The organism is Micrococcus sp. UYEF5 (assembly GCF_040546065.1).
Lineage (GTDB): Bacteria > Actinomycetota > Actinomycetes > Actinomycetales > Micrococcaceae > Micrococcus > Micrococcus luteus.
This window is the reverse complement of the sequence record NZ_JBEPNB010000001.1, coordinates 61743-76374: the sequence shown is the minus strand read 5'-3', so window position 1 is coordinate 76374 and position 14632 is coordinate 61743. Positions and strand designations below refer to the sequence as shown.

Sequence of the window (14632 nt, the reverse complement as noted above, 5' to 3'; positions counted from 1 at the left end):
TCCGTGCGCCGGCCGGCGGACGGCACGTGACGCCCAGGCCCCGATCTCGAGGGCGCAGCGGTTCCGCGCCGGGCCCTGACGGTCGACGCGGTCCACCCGATGACTTCTCGGAGTCCGCCTCCCGGCGCACCCGTGGCGCACGGCGCCCGGGGCAACGCGGCCGGCGGCGGACGCGGACACGCCGGGCGGCGGCGAGTGTGGCGTCGTCGGTCGGCGGGAGGTGCTGCCATGGCGGCCAACAACGAGGACACGACCCGCGCAGACGAACGCGTGGAGGAGACGGCCGGGCAGGCCGTGACGCAGACCGCGGCGGACACCGCCGCCGGGGCGGTTCAGCCGGAGCGGACCCCCGCGTCCGACGACGCCGCGGACGCGCCCGAGGAGCCGAGCGCGCCGACGCTGCAGGTCGACCCGACCGACCCGTTCGCCGTGCCGGCGAACCTGATCGAGGTCCTGCGCACCGAGACCACGTCCCGGCAGCGCTCCGAGGACGAGGACGCCGGAGAGTCCGAGGACCGGGCCGAGGGCGCCGTGGTCTCCCGCCGGCGCCGCCGACGCCGCCGCGGCGAGGTGGACATGGAGCTCGACGGCGGCGAGGCCGGCGATCCCGAGCACACCGTCACCCGCGTGCGCGCGCCGCGCCAGGCCGTGAGCACCGCCTCGGACACCGTCCAGAGCGTCAAGGGCTCCACCCGGCTCGAGGCGAAGCGCCAGCGCCGCCGCGACTCCCGCTCGGGCGGGCGTCGCCGCACCGTGATCACCGAGGCCGAGTTCCTGGCCCGCCGCGAGGCCGTGGACCGCAAGATGCTGGTGCGCCAGCGCGACCAGCGCATCCAGATCGCCGTGCTCGAGGACGGCGTGCTGGCCGAGCACTTCGTCTCGCACACCACGCAGGACTCGATGATCGGCAACGTGTATCTGGGCAAGGTCCAGAACGTGCTGCCGTCCATGGAGGCCGCGTTCGTGGACATCGGCCGCGGACGCAACGCCGTGCTCTACGCGGGCGAGGTCAACTGGGACGCCGCCCAGCTGGACGGCAAGCCGAGGAAGATCGAGAACGCGCTCAAGTCCGGCGACACCGTGCTCGTCCAGGTCACCAAGGACCCGGTGGGCCACAAGGGCGCCCGTCTGACCAGCCAGGTCTCCCTGCCCGGCCGCTACCTCGTGTACGTGCCGGGAGGCTCGATGACCGGCATCTCCCGCAAGCTGCCGGACGTGGAGCGCTCGCGTCTGAAGAAGATCCTCAAGGACCACCTGCCGCAGGACGCCGGCGTGATCGTGCGCACCGCGGCCGAGGGCACCTCCGAGCAGGAGCTGCAGAACGACATCAACCGTCTGCGCGCCCAGTGGGAGGGCATCCAGGAGAAGGCGTCCGGCACCAAGGTGCTCGCCCCCGAGCTGCTCTACGCCGAGCCGGACCTGACCATCAAGACGGTCCGCGACGTCTTCAACGAGGACTTCTCCGCCATGCTCGTGCAGGGCGAGGCCACGTGGGACAACATCGAGGCCTACGTGACCTACGTGGCCCCGCACCTGCTGGACCGGTTGCACCACTGGGTGCCGGAGGACCACGACGGCGAGGACCTGTACGCCACCCACCGCGTGGACGAGCAGCTCCACAAGGCGCTCGAGCGCAAGGTGTACCTGCCCTCCGGCGGCTCGCTCGTGATCGACCGCACCGAGGCCATGACCGTGGTGGACGTGAACACCGGCAAGTTCACGGGCTCCGGCGGCAACCTCGAGGAGACCGTCACCAAGAACAACCTCGAGGCCGCCGAGGAGATCGTCCGGCAGCTGCGCCTGCGGGACATCGGCGGCATCATCGTCATCGACTTCATCGACATGGTGCTCGAGGCCAACCGCGACCTCGTGCTGCGGCGTCTCGTGGAGTGCCTGGGCCGGGACCGCACGAAGCACCAGGTCGCCGAGGTGACCTCGCTCGGCCTGGTCCAGATGACGCGCAAGCGCATGGGCACCGGGCTCGTGGAGGTGTTCTCGGAGACCTGCGAGCACTGCGCCGGCCGCGGCATCATCATCAAGGACACCCCCGTCGAGCGGGGCCGCTCCGGCGGTGAGCAGCGCGGCGAGGCGGAGGGCCGCCGTCGTCGCCGGCGCCGGGGCAACGGCGAGGGCGAGCACGCCCACGCCGCCGCGGCCACGACGACGGGCGCCGAGCACGCCGACTCCGAGGACGAGCGGCAGCGCCGTGAGCGGGCCGAGGCCGCCCGGGTCGCCCTGCACTCGATCGCGAAGGCCTCCGGCAAGGTGGCCGAGGACGAGACCCCCGCGCAGGAGCCCGCCCCCGCCGAGCAGGCGGCGGACGCCGCCGAGGACTCAGTGGCCGAGGCCGTCGAGGCCGCGTCGACCGGGCCCGCGGAGGCCGGGGAGCCGGCCGCGGCGGACGAGGAGGAGACGCCGCGTCGCCGGCGTCGTCGGGGCCGCCGCCGTGGCCGGGGCCGCACCGAGGAGTCGGCGGACACCGGCGCCGAGGCCGCGGGCTCCGAGGATGCCGCGCGGTCGCACGACGACGGCACCGCCGCGTCCGCCGATCAGCCCCGTCAGACCGAGGAGGAGGCCGCCGAGCCGGCCGCCTCCGAGGTCCCCGAGCACCAGGACCCGGTCGCGCAGGCCGAGGAGGCCGTGGCCGCCGTCGCCGAGGCCGAGTCCCCGGAGGACGCGGAGGCGCAGGACGACCGTCCCCGCCGGTCCCGGCGTCGCCGGGGTGGCCGTGGGCGGTCCCGGCGGGACGGCGAGGCGGCCTCGACCGAGACCGACGCCGAGGACCAGGGCGCGGAGCGCGCCACGCCGTCGCGACACGACGCCGCGGACGCCGAGTCCTCGGCGGCCGCGCCCGCGGAGGACGCATCGGAGCCGGTGCCCGCCGAGGATGCCCCGGCGCCCCGGCGCCGCCGGTCCCGCCGGGCCTCGAGCGACGGTGTCGTCCGTACGGCCGCCGGTGCGGACGCGTCCGCCGAGCGGACGGCCGACCGCACGGACGCGGCTCCGGTGGAGGCCACCGAGCCCTCGCCCGAGGAGTCCACGGACGCCACCGAGGTCCACGAGCAGCCCGCCGCCCCGGCCGCCGTCGAGGAGGCCGTGATGGTGGAGCCTGCGGCGACCGACCCGACGGTGGAGCCCGCGGCGGACGCGGAACAGGCGTCCGCCGCGGACGCCCCGGCCGAGGCCCAGGCGGCCCCGGCGCCCGGATCGCCGCGCCGGCGCTCGCGTCGCGCCGTGTCGTCCGACGGCGTCCACGTCCAGGTCCAGGCCGCGCCCGGCGGCGCCCAGGGCGGCCGCTTCACCGCGACCGTGGCCGAGGCGTCCACCCCCGCCGAGCCGCAGGGTGCCGCCCCGGTGATGCTCGGCGTCGGCGTGAAGGCCGCCGACCTGGCCCGTCGCGGCCGCTGACCGTCGTCGGTGCCGCCGTCCCGGGCCTGCCCCGGGCGGCGGCGACGCGCCGACACGCCTCTGTTTGGTCCGGACGCCCGGCAGCGAGTATGCTGGACCATCGGTGTTCACCGCCCGCACGCTCCCGCATGTCCCGGTGAGGGACCGCCGGACCCGGACGCAGCCGCGGTCGAGGTGCGGGCGAGCAGAACCCGATCTGATCCATTGAAACGTCGAGAGAAGTGAGTCCCAAGTGGTGTACGCGATTGTCCGCGCTGGCGGCCGCCAGGAGAAGGTTTCCGTCGGAGACCTCGTTACCCTTGACCGCGTTCCCGCTGAGACCGGTGGCTCCGTCGAGCTGCCCGCTCTGATGCTGGTGGACGGGGACGAGGTCAAGGCTGGCGCCGATGCCGCCGGTGTGAAGGTGACCGCCGAGGTCGTCTCCCACTCCCGTGGCAAGAAGGTCGTCATCATGAAGTACAAGAACAAGACCGGCTACAAGAAGCGCCAGGGCCACCGCTCTGAGCTGTCCACGGTCAAGATCACCGGGATCGCCTGAGCCGTCACCGGCACCGGCGAAACCGAGCATCCGAGAGGTTAGGCAACAGCAATGGCACATAAGAAGGCCGGCAGTTCCTCGAAGAACGGCCGCGATTCGAACCCGCAGTACCTCGGCGTCAAGCGCTACGGCGGCGAGGACGTTAACGCCGGCGAGATCATCGTCCGCCAGCGTGGCACCAAGTTCCACCCGGGCCGCAACGTCGGCCGCGGCAAGGACGACACCCTCTTCGCGCTGTCCGCGGGCTCCGTGGCCTTCGGCCAGCGCCGCGGCCGCAAGGTCGTGGACATCGTCCCCGCCGCGGAGTGATCTGACACTCGTGCGGTCTGCGTGCGGACCCTCGCCCGGCGAGGACACCCGCACCCCCTGACGCCCCGGCGGGGGCGGGCCCGGCATCCACCGGACCCGCCCCCGCCGTCGGCGTCTCCGGCCCCTGGGCCGTCTGAGTCCGATCCCTCCAGCCCCTAGGAGCACTCCCATGGCAGCCTTCGTGGACCGCGTGGTCCTCCACCTCACCGCCGGCAACGGCGGGCACGGGTGCGTCTCCGTGCATCGCGAGAAGTTCAAGCCCCTGGGTGGCCCCGACGGCGGCGACGGGGGCGACGGCGGCGACATCACCCTCGTGGTGGACTCGCAGACCACCACGCTGCTGGACTACCACCACGCCCCGCACCGGTCCGCCGAGAACGGCCAGCCGGGCATGGGAGACCACCGCGAGGGCAAGAACGGCCAGTCGCTCGTGCTGCCGGTGCCGGACGGCACGGTGGTCAAGGACGAGCAGGGCAACATCGTGGCCGATCTCGTGGGGGAGGGCGCGACCTACGTCGCCGCCGCCGGCGGTCAGGGCGGCCTCGGCAACGCGGCTCTGGCCTCGGTGAAGCGCAAGGCGCCCGGCTTCGCGCTGCTCGGCCTGCCGGGGGAGAGCCGGGACCTGACGCTCGAGATCAAGACCGTGGCGGACGTCGCGCTCGTGGGCTTCCCCTCGGCCGGCAAGTCCTCCCTCATCGCGGCCCTGTCTGCGGCCCGCCCCAAGATCGCGGACTACCCGTTCACCACGCTCGTGCCCAACCTCGGGGTCGTGCAGGCCGGCGACGTGCGCTTCACCGTGGCCGACGTCCCGGGCCTGATCCCCGGCGCCTCGGAGGGCCGCGGCCTCGGCCTGGAGTTCCTGCGCCACGTGGAGCGCTGCGCCGCGCTCGTGCACGTCCTCGACTGCGGCAGCCTCGAGTCCGACCGCGACCCGATCGCCGACTTCGAGGCCATCGAGGCCGAGCTCGAGGCCTACGCGGTGGAGCCCGTCTTCTCCCAGGGCGGGGAGGGCGTCGTGCCGCTGAACGAGCGGCCCCGCCTCATCGCCCTGAACAAGACCGACCTGCCCGACGGCGCCGCGATGGCGGACATGGTCCGCGACGAGCTCGAGGGCCGCGGCCTGCGGGTCTTCGACATCTCCGCGCTCGCCCGCGAGGGCCTGGACGCCCTCAAATACGCCATGGCCGAGCTCGTGGCCGAGGCCCGTTCCCGGGTGGTCGAGCCCGCACCGGCCGCGCCCGTCGAGGTGCCGCGCCGGCATCGCCGCCGCGGCGAGCGGGCCGAATTCACGATCCGCCGCGAGGAGCGCAACCTCGAGCCGCTGTTCCGCGTGCGCGGCGAGAAGCCCGAGCGGTGGGTCGCCCAGACGGACTTCCAGAACGACGAGGCGATCGGCTACCTTGCGGACCGGCTCCAGCGGGCCGGCGTCGAGGACGGCCTGTTCAAGGCCGGTGCGAGGCCGGGCGACGCCGTCGTGATCGGCGACGACGTCACGGGCGTCGTCTTCGACTGGGAGCCCACGCTGTCCGCGGGAGCCGAGCTGCTCGCCGGGCCCCGGGGCACCGACCTGCGGCTCGACGAGCGCACCCGCGCGACCCGCGCGGAGAAGCGCGCCGAGCAGGATGCCCGCCGGGCCGCCCGTGCGGCGACCCGGGCCGAGATGGAGGCCGAGCGACGCTCCGGCCTGTGGACCGACACCGACGATCGAGAGGGATGATCCATGTCCGTGCGGCGCACCGTCGTCACCCGCTATCCGACCCCCGCCACGCGCGGCTCTGAGGACCCGCAGGCCAACCCCGTGACCTCGCGGGAGACGATGCAGGCCGCACGCCGAGTGGTCGTGAAGATCGGCTCGTCCTCGTTGACCACCCCGGACGGCCTGGACGTGGCGGCCATCGACCGGCTCGTGGACGTCCTCGCCGCCGAGCGGCAGAAGGGCACCCAGGTGGTGCTCGTGTCCTCCGGCGCCATCGCGGCCGGCTTCCCCCACCTCGGGCTGGGCCGACGCCCCAAGGACACCGCCACCCAGCAGGCCTCGGCGGCGGTCGGCCAGAGCAAGCTCATGGCGCACTACACCACGAGCTTCGGCCGGCACGACACCGAGGTGGCCCAGGTGCTCCTGACCGCCGAGGAGCTCATGCGGCGCACCCAGTACACGAACGCGCACCGCGCCCTGTCGCGGCTGCTCACGCTCGACGTGATGCCGATCGTGAATGAGAACGACGCCGTGGCCACGCGCGAGATCCGCTTCGGCGACAACGACCGCCTCGCGGCCCTCACCGCCAACCTCTGCAAGGCGGACCTGCTGGTCCTGCTCTCGGACGTGGACGCCCTCTACACGGGCCACCCCTCCCACCCGGACGCGCGGCGCATCCCGGAGGTCACCTCGGACGACGATCTGGCCGGCGTCGACGTGCGTGTGCCCGGTTCCGCGGGTGTGGGCACGGGTGGCATGGTGACCAAGGTGGACGCGGCCGGCATCGCGGCCACCACCGGCATCCCGACCCTGCTGACCTCGGCCGCCAATGCGGGCGCCGCCTTCGCGGGGGAGGACGTGGGCACGTGGTTCTCCGCCACCGGCCGCCGCCGGTCCGCCCGCGCGGCGTGGCTCGGCCTCACGGCGGAGGTCCGGGGTCGGCTCATCATCGACGACGGCGCGGTGGCCGGGGCGATCGACCGCGGCCGCTCCCTGCTGGCCGCGGGCATCACCGGCTGCACGGGCGCCTTCACGCCGGGCGACGTCGTCGAGATCGTGGATGCGCATGGCCGGGTGCGGGCGCGCGGCCTCGTGCAGTACTCCTCGTCGCAGCTGCCCGCCATGCTCGGGCGGACGACCGCCGACCTCCGCGAGGACCTGGGCGCGGGCTACGACGGCGTCGTCGTGCACGCCGACGACTGGGTGCGCCTGGCTCCGCCGCAGCGCTGACCGGCACGGGCTCCGGCCGCGGCGACGGACCGGGGCCTCGTGCCTCGTCCGGGGCGCTCGATAGGCTGGGGGCATGCAGACCACCGAGAGCACCGCACCCCAGGATCAGTCCGGCCGCCAGGACGCCGAGGCGCCGACGCCCGAGGTCGAGGAGGCCGTCCGCCAACGGGCCGAGTGGGCGCGTCAGGCCGTGCCCGAGCTGGCCACCGCCGGCCGCGTCCGCAAGGACGCCGTCCTGCGCCACATGGCCGAGGCCCTGCGCGCCAACGCGGCCGCGATCATCACGGCCAACCGCGAGGACCGCAGCCGCGGCCGCGAGGCCGGCACCTCGGCGGCCATGCTGGACCGCCTCAAGCTGGACAAGGCGCGCGTCGAGGCGCTGGCCCTCGCCCTGGAGACCCTGGCCGGCCTGCCGGACCCCGTGGGCACCGTGGTCCGCGGCGGCCCGCTGCCCAACGGCGTGCGGATGAGCCAGGTGCGGGTGCCCCTGGGCGTCGTGGGCGCCGTGTACGAGGCCCGTCCGAACGTCACGGTGGACATCGCCGGCATCGCCCTGAAGTCGGGCAACGGCGTGATCCTGCGCGGCGGCTCGGCCGCGGAGTCCACCAATGCGGTCCTGATCCAGGTGCTGCGGGAGGCGCTCGTGGACCAGGGCTTCGACCCCAACATCATCCAGGGCATCGACGACCTCGGACGTCCTGGCGTCGCCGCCCTGATGGCCGCCCGTGGCGCGGTGGACGTCCTCGTCCCGCGCGGCGGCCGTGAGCTGATCCAGCGCGTGGTCCGTGAGGCCCGGGTGCCCGTGATCGAGACGGGTGAGGGCAACGTGCACCTGTACGTGGACGCCTCCGCACCCAAGCAGATGGCGGTGGACATCGTGCTCAACTCGAAGACCCACCGCACCTCCGTGTGCAATGCGGCCGAGACCCTGCTGCTCCACCGGGACGCGGAGGAGGTGGGCCGAGAAGTGCTGCGCGCCCTCACCCGTGCCGGCGTGCTGCTGCACGTGGACGAGGCCGCGCGGGCCTGGCTGCCCACGCTCGCCGACCGCGGCGACCACGCCCGGGACGCCGTGGACGCCACCGAGGAGGACTGGGGCACCGAGTACCTGGACATGGAGATGGCCGTGCGCGTCGTGGACTCCCTCGACCAGGCGATCGAGCACATCGGCCGGTGGTCCACGGGCCACACCGAGGCCATCGTCACGAACGACCTGGCCGCGGCCGAGCGGTTCATCACCGAGGTGGACGCCGCGGCCGTCATCGTGAACGCGTCCACGCGCTTCACCGACGGCGGCGAGCTCGGCCTCGGCGCCGAAGTGGGCATCTCCACCCAGAAGATGCACGCCCGCGGGCCCATGGGCCTGGAGGAGCTCACGACCACCAAGTGGATCCTGCGCGGCGACGGGCAGATCCGCCGCTGAGCCGGGCTACGATGGACACCAGGACCCCTTCGGCCCGGCCCCGGCCCGGCCGTCTGACCCGCTGCACCGAGGAGCATCCATGCTGAACACCTCCCTGATCCTGGCCGCCGCCGAGGAGGGCCACCACGTCGTCAACGAGCTGCCGATGGACCCCATCTGGTACGGCCTGCTCGTCTTCGCGCTGCTGATGGCCGCCCTGGCCGCCACCATGTCCATGCGCTCCCGCGCGCTGCGCCTGCCCGAGCCCACCACCGCGGTCCAGCACCACGGCACCGGCCGCGGCTCGCACACCTCCGGTCACTGACGTCTCACCGGCCCGCCGCGTCGCCGCCTCCGCCGGGGGCGACGCGGCGGGCCGTCCGTTCGTCTCCTGAGCGCATGACCGTCGCCTCCCGCACACCCGTCCCCGCGCCCACCGCCGGGGGCGCGCACCGTCGTCGCCTCGGCATCATGGGCGGCACCTTCGACCCGATCCACCACGGGCACCTCGTGGCCGCCTCCGAGGTGGCCGCCGAGTTCGAGCTGGACGAGGTCGTCTTCGTCCCCACGGGCCAGCCGTGGCAGAAGTCGGACCGGCAGGTCTCCCCGGCCGAGGACCGCTACCTCATGACCGTGGTGGCCACCGCCTCCAACCCCCGGTTCACCGTCTCCCGCGTGGACATCGACCGCCCCGGCGTGACCTACACCGTGGACACGCTGCGGGACCTGCGCCGCCTGCACCCGGACGCCGAGCTGTTCTTCATCACCGGCGCGGACGCCATGGGCCAGATCCTCACGTGGAAGGACGTGGACGAACTCTGGGACCTGGCGCACTTCGTCGGTGTCACCCGTCCCGGCCACGACCTCTCGGACATGGGCCTGGGCGCCGACGTCTCCCTGATGGAGATCCCCGCCATGGCGATCTCCTCCACGGACTGCCGGGAGCGCGTCCGCCGGGGCCGGCCCGTCTGGTATCTCGTCCCGGACGGCGTCGTCCAATACATCGCCAAGCACCACCTCTACGTCTCGGAAGAGGAGACCTCGTGACCGTTCCCCAGACCACCCTGGACGCCCTCACCACCGCCGCGGCCGCCGCCGCGGACAAGCTCGGCACGCACATCGTCGCGTTCGACGTCGCCGAGCGGCTCGGCCTCACCGACGCCTTCCTGATCGCCTCCGGCGCCTCGGAGCGTCAGGTCAACGCGATCGTCGACGGCGTCGAGGAGGCGCTGCTGAAGGACGAGCAGCTCAAGCCGTTGCGTCGCGAGGGCCGGTCCGACGGCCACTGGGTGCTGCTCGACTACGGACACTTCGTGGTGCACGTCCAGCATCGCGAGGACCGCGAGTTCTACGCGCTGGACCGCCTGTGGAAGGACACCCCGGCGATCGACCTCGGCCTGCCGGAGGAGAGCACCCGACCGGACGCGGCCACCCAGGACGACGGCGCCTCCGCCTCGCACGCCTCCTGAGCGGGCCGGGAGATGCGCCTGATCCTGCTGCGACACGGCGAGACCGACTGGAACGCCCTGGACCGGTACCAGGGGCACACGGACATCGAGCTGAACGCCGAGGGGGAGGGCCAGGCGCGTCGCGCCGCCGGCGGGCCCGTGGGCGACCTGATCGAGGACGCGGAGGAGCTCGTGGCCGTGTGCTCCCCGCTGGCCCGGGCGCGGCGCACGGCCGAGATCGTCCTCCAAGCCCGGGTGGGCGCGGCGTCCGTGGCCGTCGACCCGGAGCTGATGGAGCTGGCCGGGGGAGAGTGGGAGGGCCTGGAGCTCAGTTCCATCGCGGAACGCTGGCCGGACGAGCACCGCCTCTGGCGGCCCGAGCCGGCTCTCGACGCCGGCCCCGTGGGCGGGGAGACCCTGCGCGGGGGCGGCGAGCGGGCCCTGCGTGCGCTGCGCGGACACGTGCCCCCGCACTGGGCAGACACTCCGCGCGACGGTGGTGCCCAGACTCTGCTCGTCGTGGCCCACGGTGCGCTGATCCGCGCGGCCACGGGGCTGCTCCTGCGTCACGAGGGCGAGGCCTTCGCGGCGATGGAACGGATCGGCAACGCTCGCGCCGCCGTGCTGCAGGGCGCGTTCACTGCCGACACCGGGGCCGAGGGCTGGGGCGACTGGACCTTCGAGGGCTACAACATCTGAGGGCGCCTCGGCCCGGACGCCGATTTGGTGCCCGCGCGGGGACCGTGTACGCTGGTCGAGTTGCCAGCGAGGCGAACGGGCCGGAAACGGCGCGTGAACATCGCGGGCGACGCCCACATCTGGGGGTATGGCGCAGTTGGTAGCGCGTCTGCATGGCATGCAGAAGGTCAGGGGTTCGAATCCCCTTACCTCCACCAGTCAGGAGGCCCGGTCCGTACGGACCGGGCCTTCGTCGTCGTCGGACTCCCGTGCGGGGCCGGGAGGCGACCGCCGCCCCGCGACATCACCGCGGTTCTGCACTGCGGTGATGTCGCTCCGCCGCGGTCGGTGCGGGGGACACGCCGGGGTACGCTGCGCGCTCCGCCGCCGTGAGTGCGGGTTCCACCGCACGGCCCTCCCGCGCCGAGGCGACGGCGGCCTCGAGCACCGCCATCACGGCGACGGCCTGGTCGGGGGTGGCGGCGTCGCTGCTCGCGCGGCCCAGGATCGCGTCGCGCACGCCCGCGTAGGACCGCTGCTGGGCTCCGATCGGCGCGGGGACGCGCTCGGTGTTCCCCTCCCCGTCGTGCAGGAGGATCGGGTCCGGATCGACGCCCCAGCCCTCGGCGCCGGGGAGCAGACCAGCGCGCAGCTGAACCTCCTGCCGATCCGGCAGTTCCTTCACCGCGGAGCCACGCGTGCCGTGGACCGCGAAGCGCGGGCTGCCGCCGGCCACGAGCATCGACGCCTGCAGGACCACGCGCCGGCCCGGGTACTGCAGCACGCAGTGCGCCCAGTCCTCGACCGGGGCGCCCGGACGCAGGGCCGCGAGGTCGGCGTCTACGCGTTCGGGGACACCGAAGAGCAGGAGCGCCTGGTCGACCAGGTGCGGTCCGAGGTCGAACCAGATGCCGCCCCCGGGCACCGCGGCTTCCCGCCAGCGGTCCCGGACGGTCGGGCGGAAGCGGTCGATCCGGGACTCGAGGTGGACGACGTCCCCGAGCCGGCCGGAGCGGACCAGCTCGGCGATGCCCAGGAAGTCGCTGTCGAAGCGGCGGTTCTGGAACACCCGCAGCACCCGCCCGGTCTCGACCGCGAGGTCGCGAAGCTCCCGCGCCTCGGCGAGACTCAGCGTGAAGGGCTTGTCCACCACCACGTGCCTACCCGCCCTCAGGGCCGTGCGCGCGAGCGGCGCGTGTTGGTCGTTCGGGGCGGCGATCACCACGAGGTCCACGTCGTGGCGAGCCAGGAGCTTGTCCACGTCAGGCACCACGACGACGTCCGGCAGGTCCGCGTGCACCGCGTCCGGGCGGCTCGAGACGACATGGGTGAGAGCGAGTCCCTCCGTGGCGTGGAGCAGGGGGACGTGGAACGTCTTCCCGGCGAACCCGTAGCCGATCAGGGCGGTGCGGATCGGTGCGTCGGTGGGGGGCATGCAGGACCTCCTGGTCTGGCGGCGGGCATGGGGGCGTCCCCTGCACGCTAGGCCGTGGGGCCGCGGCGGTCCATCGACGCCGCTCGGCCGGTTTGCGCGGTTGCCGCGGGCCGGGTATTCTATTCAGGTGCTCCGGCCGGTCCGCCGGAAACGGGGGCATCACCCACCTGGGGGTATGGCGCAGTTGGTAGCGCGTCTGCATGGCATGCAGAAGGTCAGGGGTTCGAATCCCCTTACCTCCACCAGGCAGAAGGCCCGGTCCATACGGACCGGGCCTTCGTCGTCGTAACGGCCAGCTCGCCGTCGAGACCCGCCGGTCACGACCGGGTTGCGGTCCAGCGTCGATCACGCATCGACGTCGCACAGCCCTTTCACGGCAGGCTCTCGGCGGACAGACTCGAGGCGTCTCCACCCGTGGAGCCCGGACCACCGGTGCTGCAGAGGCGGGGACCGCCACCCCTGTCCGGCCGACTCAGTGAGGATCTGCCATGTCCGTCATCCGTACCCGTCGTCCCTCCCTCCGTCACCTGCCCGCCGCCGTCGCCGCCGCCGGCCTCATCACCACCGTCGCCCTCGCCGGCCCCGCCGCGGCCTGGGACGACGCCCATGGCCCCCAGGCCGGCTACTTCCAGGCCGTCGACCACGAGAACGTCACCGCCGCCTTCTTCCAGACCTACGACGGCTACGACCCGGAGGACCTCACGCTCACGCTCACCCCGGTGGCCGAGGACGGCATCCGCCTGGAGGGCGGCCAGGAGGTGGAGTTCACCGCCCTGGACGTCATCGACGGCGGCGCGGTGGACGTCCTGGAGACCCGCCGCGCGCTCGGCGCGGCCGGTGAAGGCCTCGTGCGGTACGACGTCGTGGCCGACGGGCAGATGTTGAACATGGGCATCACGCTCCAGGCGGACGCCGACCTCGCCGACGATCAGGGGGCGGCCGTGCACTCCGTCGACGGCCCGCAGACGGGCCACCTCGGGGACCGGCCCCTGGTCTGGGACTCGGCCATGCAGCTGGCACCCGGGGTGGAGGGCGCCGAGATCCTCCACATGGTCGCCGCGCCGACGATGGAGAACACCTACGCGGAGGTGGTGACCGAGCCGGCCCACGGTGAGGTCTTCGCGTTCCGTGACTCGGAGCACTCCGAGCTCCGTGCCTGGTACATCCCCGAGGAGGGCTTCGTCGGCACGGACACCTTCACCGTCGACTTCTACAGCGAGCACGTCGCCCACGTCCAGACCGTCACGGTGCATGTCGGCGAGGAGATCCCCGCCGCGTACGACGGCTTCGTCGAAGCCGAGGACGGCGTCCTCAACGGGAAGCCGCTCGACCTGACCGACCCGGACACCGCCGCGGCGCTCGCCGCGTTCCGGGGCGACGAGGCCGCCCCGGCTCCGGGGGACGAGGAGGAACAGCCCGCTCCGGTCGAGGACGACGCCGACGAGCAGCACACGACCCCGGACACCGTCGAGACGGGGCAGTCCACCGGCTGGTGGCTGGCCGGCCTCGGCGCCGCCGCCGCGGGAGTGCAGGTCGCGGCCCGCCGTCGTCTGGGCCTGACCGACTGACAGCCCGCCGCGCACAGATCCTTCGACGCGCCGCCCCTCTTACGCTCAGGGGCGGCGCGTCCGTGCCGGCATGACACGCGGCCGGCAGCCCGCGCGTCAGTCGCCGAGGCCCGCCAGCAGCAGGTCCAGTCCCTCCTCGAAGGGTGCGTCCGCATAGGGGTTCCGCGCCCCCGTCGCGCGCGTGCCCCCGCCCGCCCGGAAGGCCTCGGCGGCCGCGCCAAGCGCGGGCAGGCGCTCCTGCGCCCCCGCCACCTCGAAGATGTCGGCCGGAGCGTCGACGTCGTACGCAGACCCGTAGATGAACGACTCGAGCGCGATCACCCGGGCCAGCACCTGCTCCGGCGCCAGACCGGTCCGGGCCAGCACCGCGCACACCGTCTCGTAGACCCGCTGCGTCGACGGGGCTCCCTCGATCGGCAGGGTCGCGATGAGCGGGATCAGCGGCGGATGGGCCGCGAAGACGTCGCGGTAGGAGCGCGCCCACGCCCGCAGGGCGGCGACGACGGGCACCTCGCCCCGGATCGCGGCCTCCAGCTCGACGAGCGAGACCTCGCCCATCACGGCGTCCTGCAGCAGGACGAGCAGCTCATGCTTGCCGCTGATGTGGTTGTAGAGCGCGCTCGGCGCCACGCCCAGGCGACGGCCGACCGCCGCCATGGTGAGCCCTTCGTATCCCTCGGTGCGGGCGACCGCGAGCGCCGCGTCCGCGATCGCTTCGCGGCTCAGAGCGGGGGAGAGAGGTCGTCCGCGGTGGCGGCGCGCCCGGGGCGGTTCAGTGGTCTCGTCCATCCGGCCATTCTGACCCGTCGGACGGGCAGGAGGTGTCAGGCCGGCTACGGACCAGCCTTCCCTTCCCGGCGCGCGGCCCGTACAGTGAGCGCCGACACTCTAAATGAACGGCATTCACCCGGGCCCCGCCC

At 73.7% G+C, this 14632-nt stretch carries 13 protein-coding genes and 2 tRNA genes; 13 read left to right on the top strand and 2 right to left on the bottom strand.

Annotated features, from left to right (window positions below; translation table 11 throughout):
• Positions 1-228: 228 nt before the first annotated feature.
• From ABIB16_RS00375 to ABIB16_RS00325, 11 genes are all read left to right on the top strand, one after another.
• Positions 229-3408: an Rne/Rng family ribonuclease gene (locus ABIB16_RS00375; protein ID WP_354435973.1), complete on the top strand. Its 3180-nt coding sequence runs from the start codon at positions 229-231 to the stop codon at positions 3406-3408.
• Positions 3409-3640: 232 nt separating this feature from the next.
• Positions 3641-3946, top strand: a complete 306-nt coding sequence (rplU, locus tag ABIB16_RS00370) for a 50S ribosomal protein L21 (RefSeq protein ID WP_002853919.1) — start codon at positions 3641-3643, stop codon at positions 3944-3946.
• Between the two features lie 51 nt (positions 3947-3997).
• Complete coding sequence (gene rpmA / locus ABIB16_RS00365) at positions 3998-4255, top strand: 50S ribosomal protein L27 (protein WP_002853915.1); 258 nt, start codon at positions 3998-4000, stop codon at positions 4253-4255.
• Between the two features lie 169 nt (positions 4256-4424).
• Positions 4425-5972 (top strand): GTPase ObgE, encoded by a 1548-nt coding sequence (gene obgE, locus ABIB16_RS00360; RefSeq protein ID WP_020622077.1) that lies wholly within the window; start codon positions 4425-4427, stop codon positions 5970-5972.
• A gap of 3 nt (positions 5973-5975) precedes the next feature.
• Positions 5976-7181, top strand: coding sequence for a glutamate 5-kinase (proB, locus tag ABIB16_RS00355; RefSeq protein ID WP_069941379.1), 1206 nt, complete (start codon positions 5976-5978; stop codon positions 7179-7181).
• 73 nt (positions 7182-7254) lie between these two features.
• The gene (locus ABIB16_RS00350; RefSeq protein WP_354435972.1) at positions 7255-8604 is read left to right on the top strand and encodes a glutamate-5-semialdehyde dehydrogenase; all 1350 of its coding nucleotides are present in this window, start codon (positions 7255-7257) and stop codon (positions 8602-8604) included.
• Positions 8605-8683: 79 nt separating this feature from the next.
• A complete protein-coding gene (locus tag ABIB16_RS00345) occupies positions 8684-8908 on the top strand; it encodes a hypothetical protein (RefSeq protein ID WP_036316935.1) in 225 nt (74 codons plus the stop codon).
• A 74-nt stretch (positions 8909-8982) separates the two neighbouring features.
• The gene (gene nadD / locus ABIB16_RS00340) at positions 8983-9630 is read left to right on the top strand and encodes a nicotinate-nucleotide adenylyltransferase (protein WP_036316939.1); all 648 of its coding nucleotides are present in this window, start codon (positions 8983-8985) and stop codon (positions 9628-9630) included.
• Complete coding sequence (rsfS, locus tag ABIB16_RS00335; RefSeq protein ID WP_036316941.1) at positions 9627-10052, top strand: ribosome silencing factor; 426 nt, start codon at positions 9627-9629, stop codon at positions 10050-10052. The genes nadD and rsfS overlap by 4 nt, the downstream gene beginning before the upstream one ends.
• Positions 10053-10064: 12 nt before the next feature.
• Positions 10065-10730 (top strand): histidine phosphatase family protein, encoded by a 666-nt coding sequence (locus tag ABIB16_RS00330; RefSeq protein WP_036316944.1) that lies wholly within the window; start codon positions 10065-10067, stop codon positions 10728-10730.
• Positions 10731-10851: 121 nt separating this feature from the next.
• Positions 10852-10927, top strand: a tRNA-Ala gene (locus ABIB16_RS00325).
• 86 nt (positions 10928-11013) lie between these two features.
• Here the strand turns inward: ABIB16_RS00325 and ABIB16_RS00320 are convergent.
• Entirely contained in the window at positions 11014-12144 is a 1131-nt protein-coding gene (locus tag ABIB16_RS00320) for an oxidoreductase (protein ID WP_135101373.1), read from the bottom strand.
• 169 nt (positions 12145-12313) lie between these two features.
• Here ABIB16_RS00320 and ABIB16_RS00315 point away from each other — a divergent pair.
• Together ABIB16_RS00315 and ABIB16_RS00310 are read left to right on the top strand one after the other, a co-directional pair.
• A tRNA-Ala gene (locus tag ABIB16_RS00315) sits at positions 12314-12389 on the top strand.
• Positions 12390-12632: 243 nt separating this feature from the next.
• Positions 12633-13712: a hypothetical protein gene (locus tag ABIB16_RS00310; RefSeq protein WP_256748758.1), complete on the top strand. Its 1080-nt coding sequence runs from the start codon at positions 12633-12635 to the stop codon at positions 13710-13712.
• A gap of 96 nt (positions 13713-13808) precedes the next feature.
• Here ABIB16_RS00310 and ABIB16_RS00305 read toward each other — a convergent pair whose 3' ends face one another.
• Complete coding sequence (locus tag ABIB16_RS00305) at positions 13809-14501, bottom strand: TetR/AcrR family transcriptional regulator (protein WP_036316951.1); 693 nt, start codon at positions 14499-14501, stop codon at positions 13809-13811.
• Between the last annotated feature and the right edge of the window lie 131 nt (positions 14502-14632).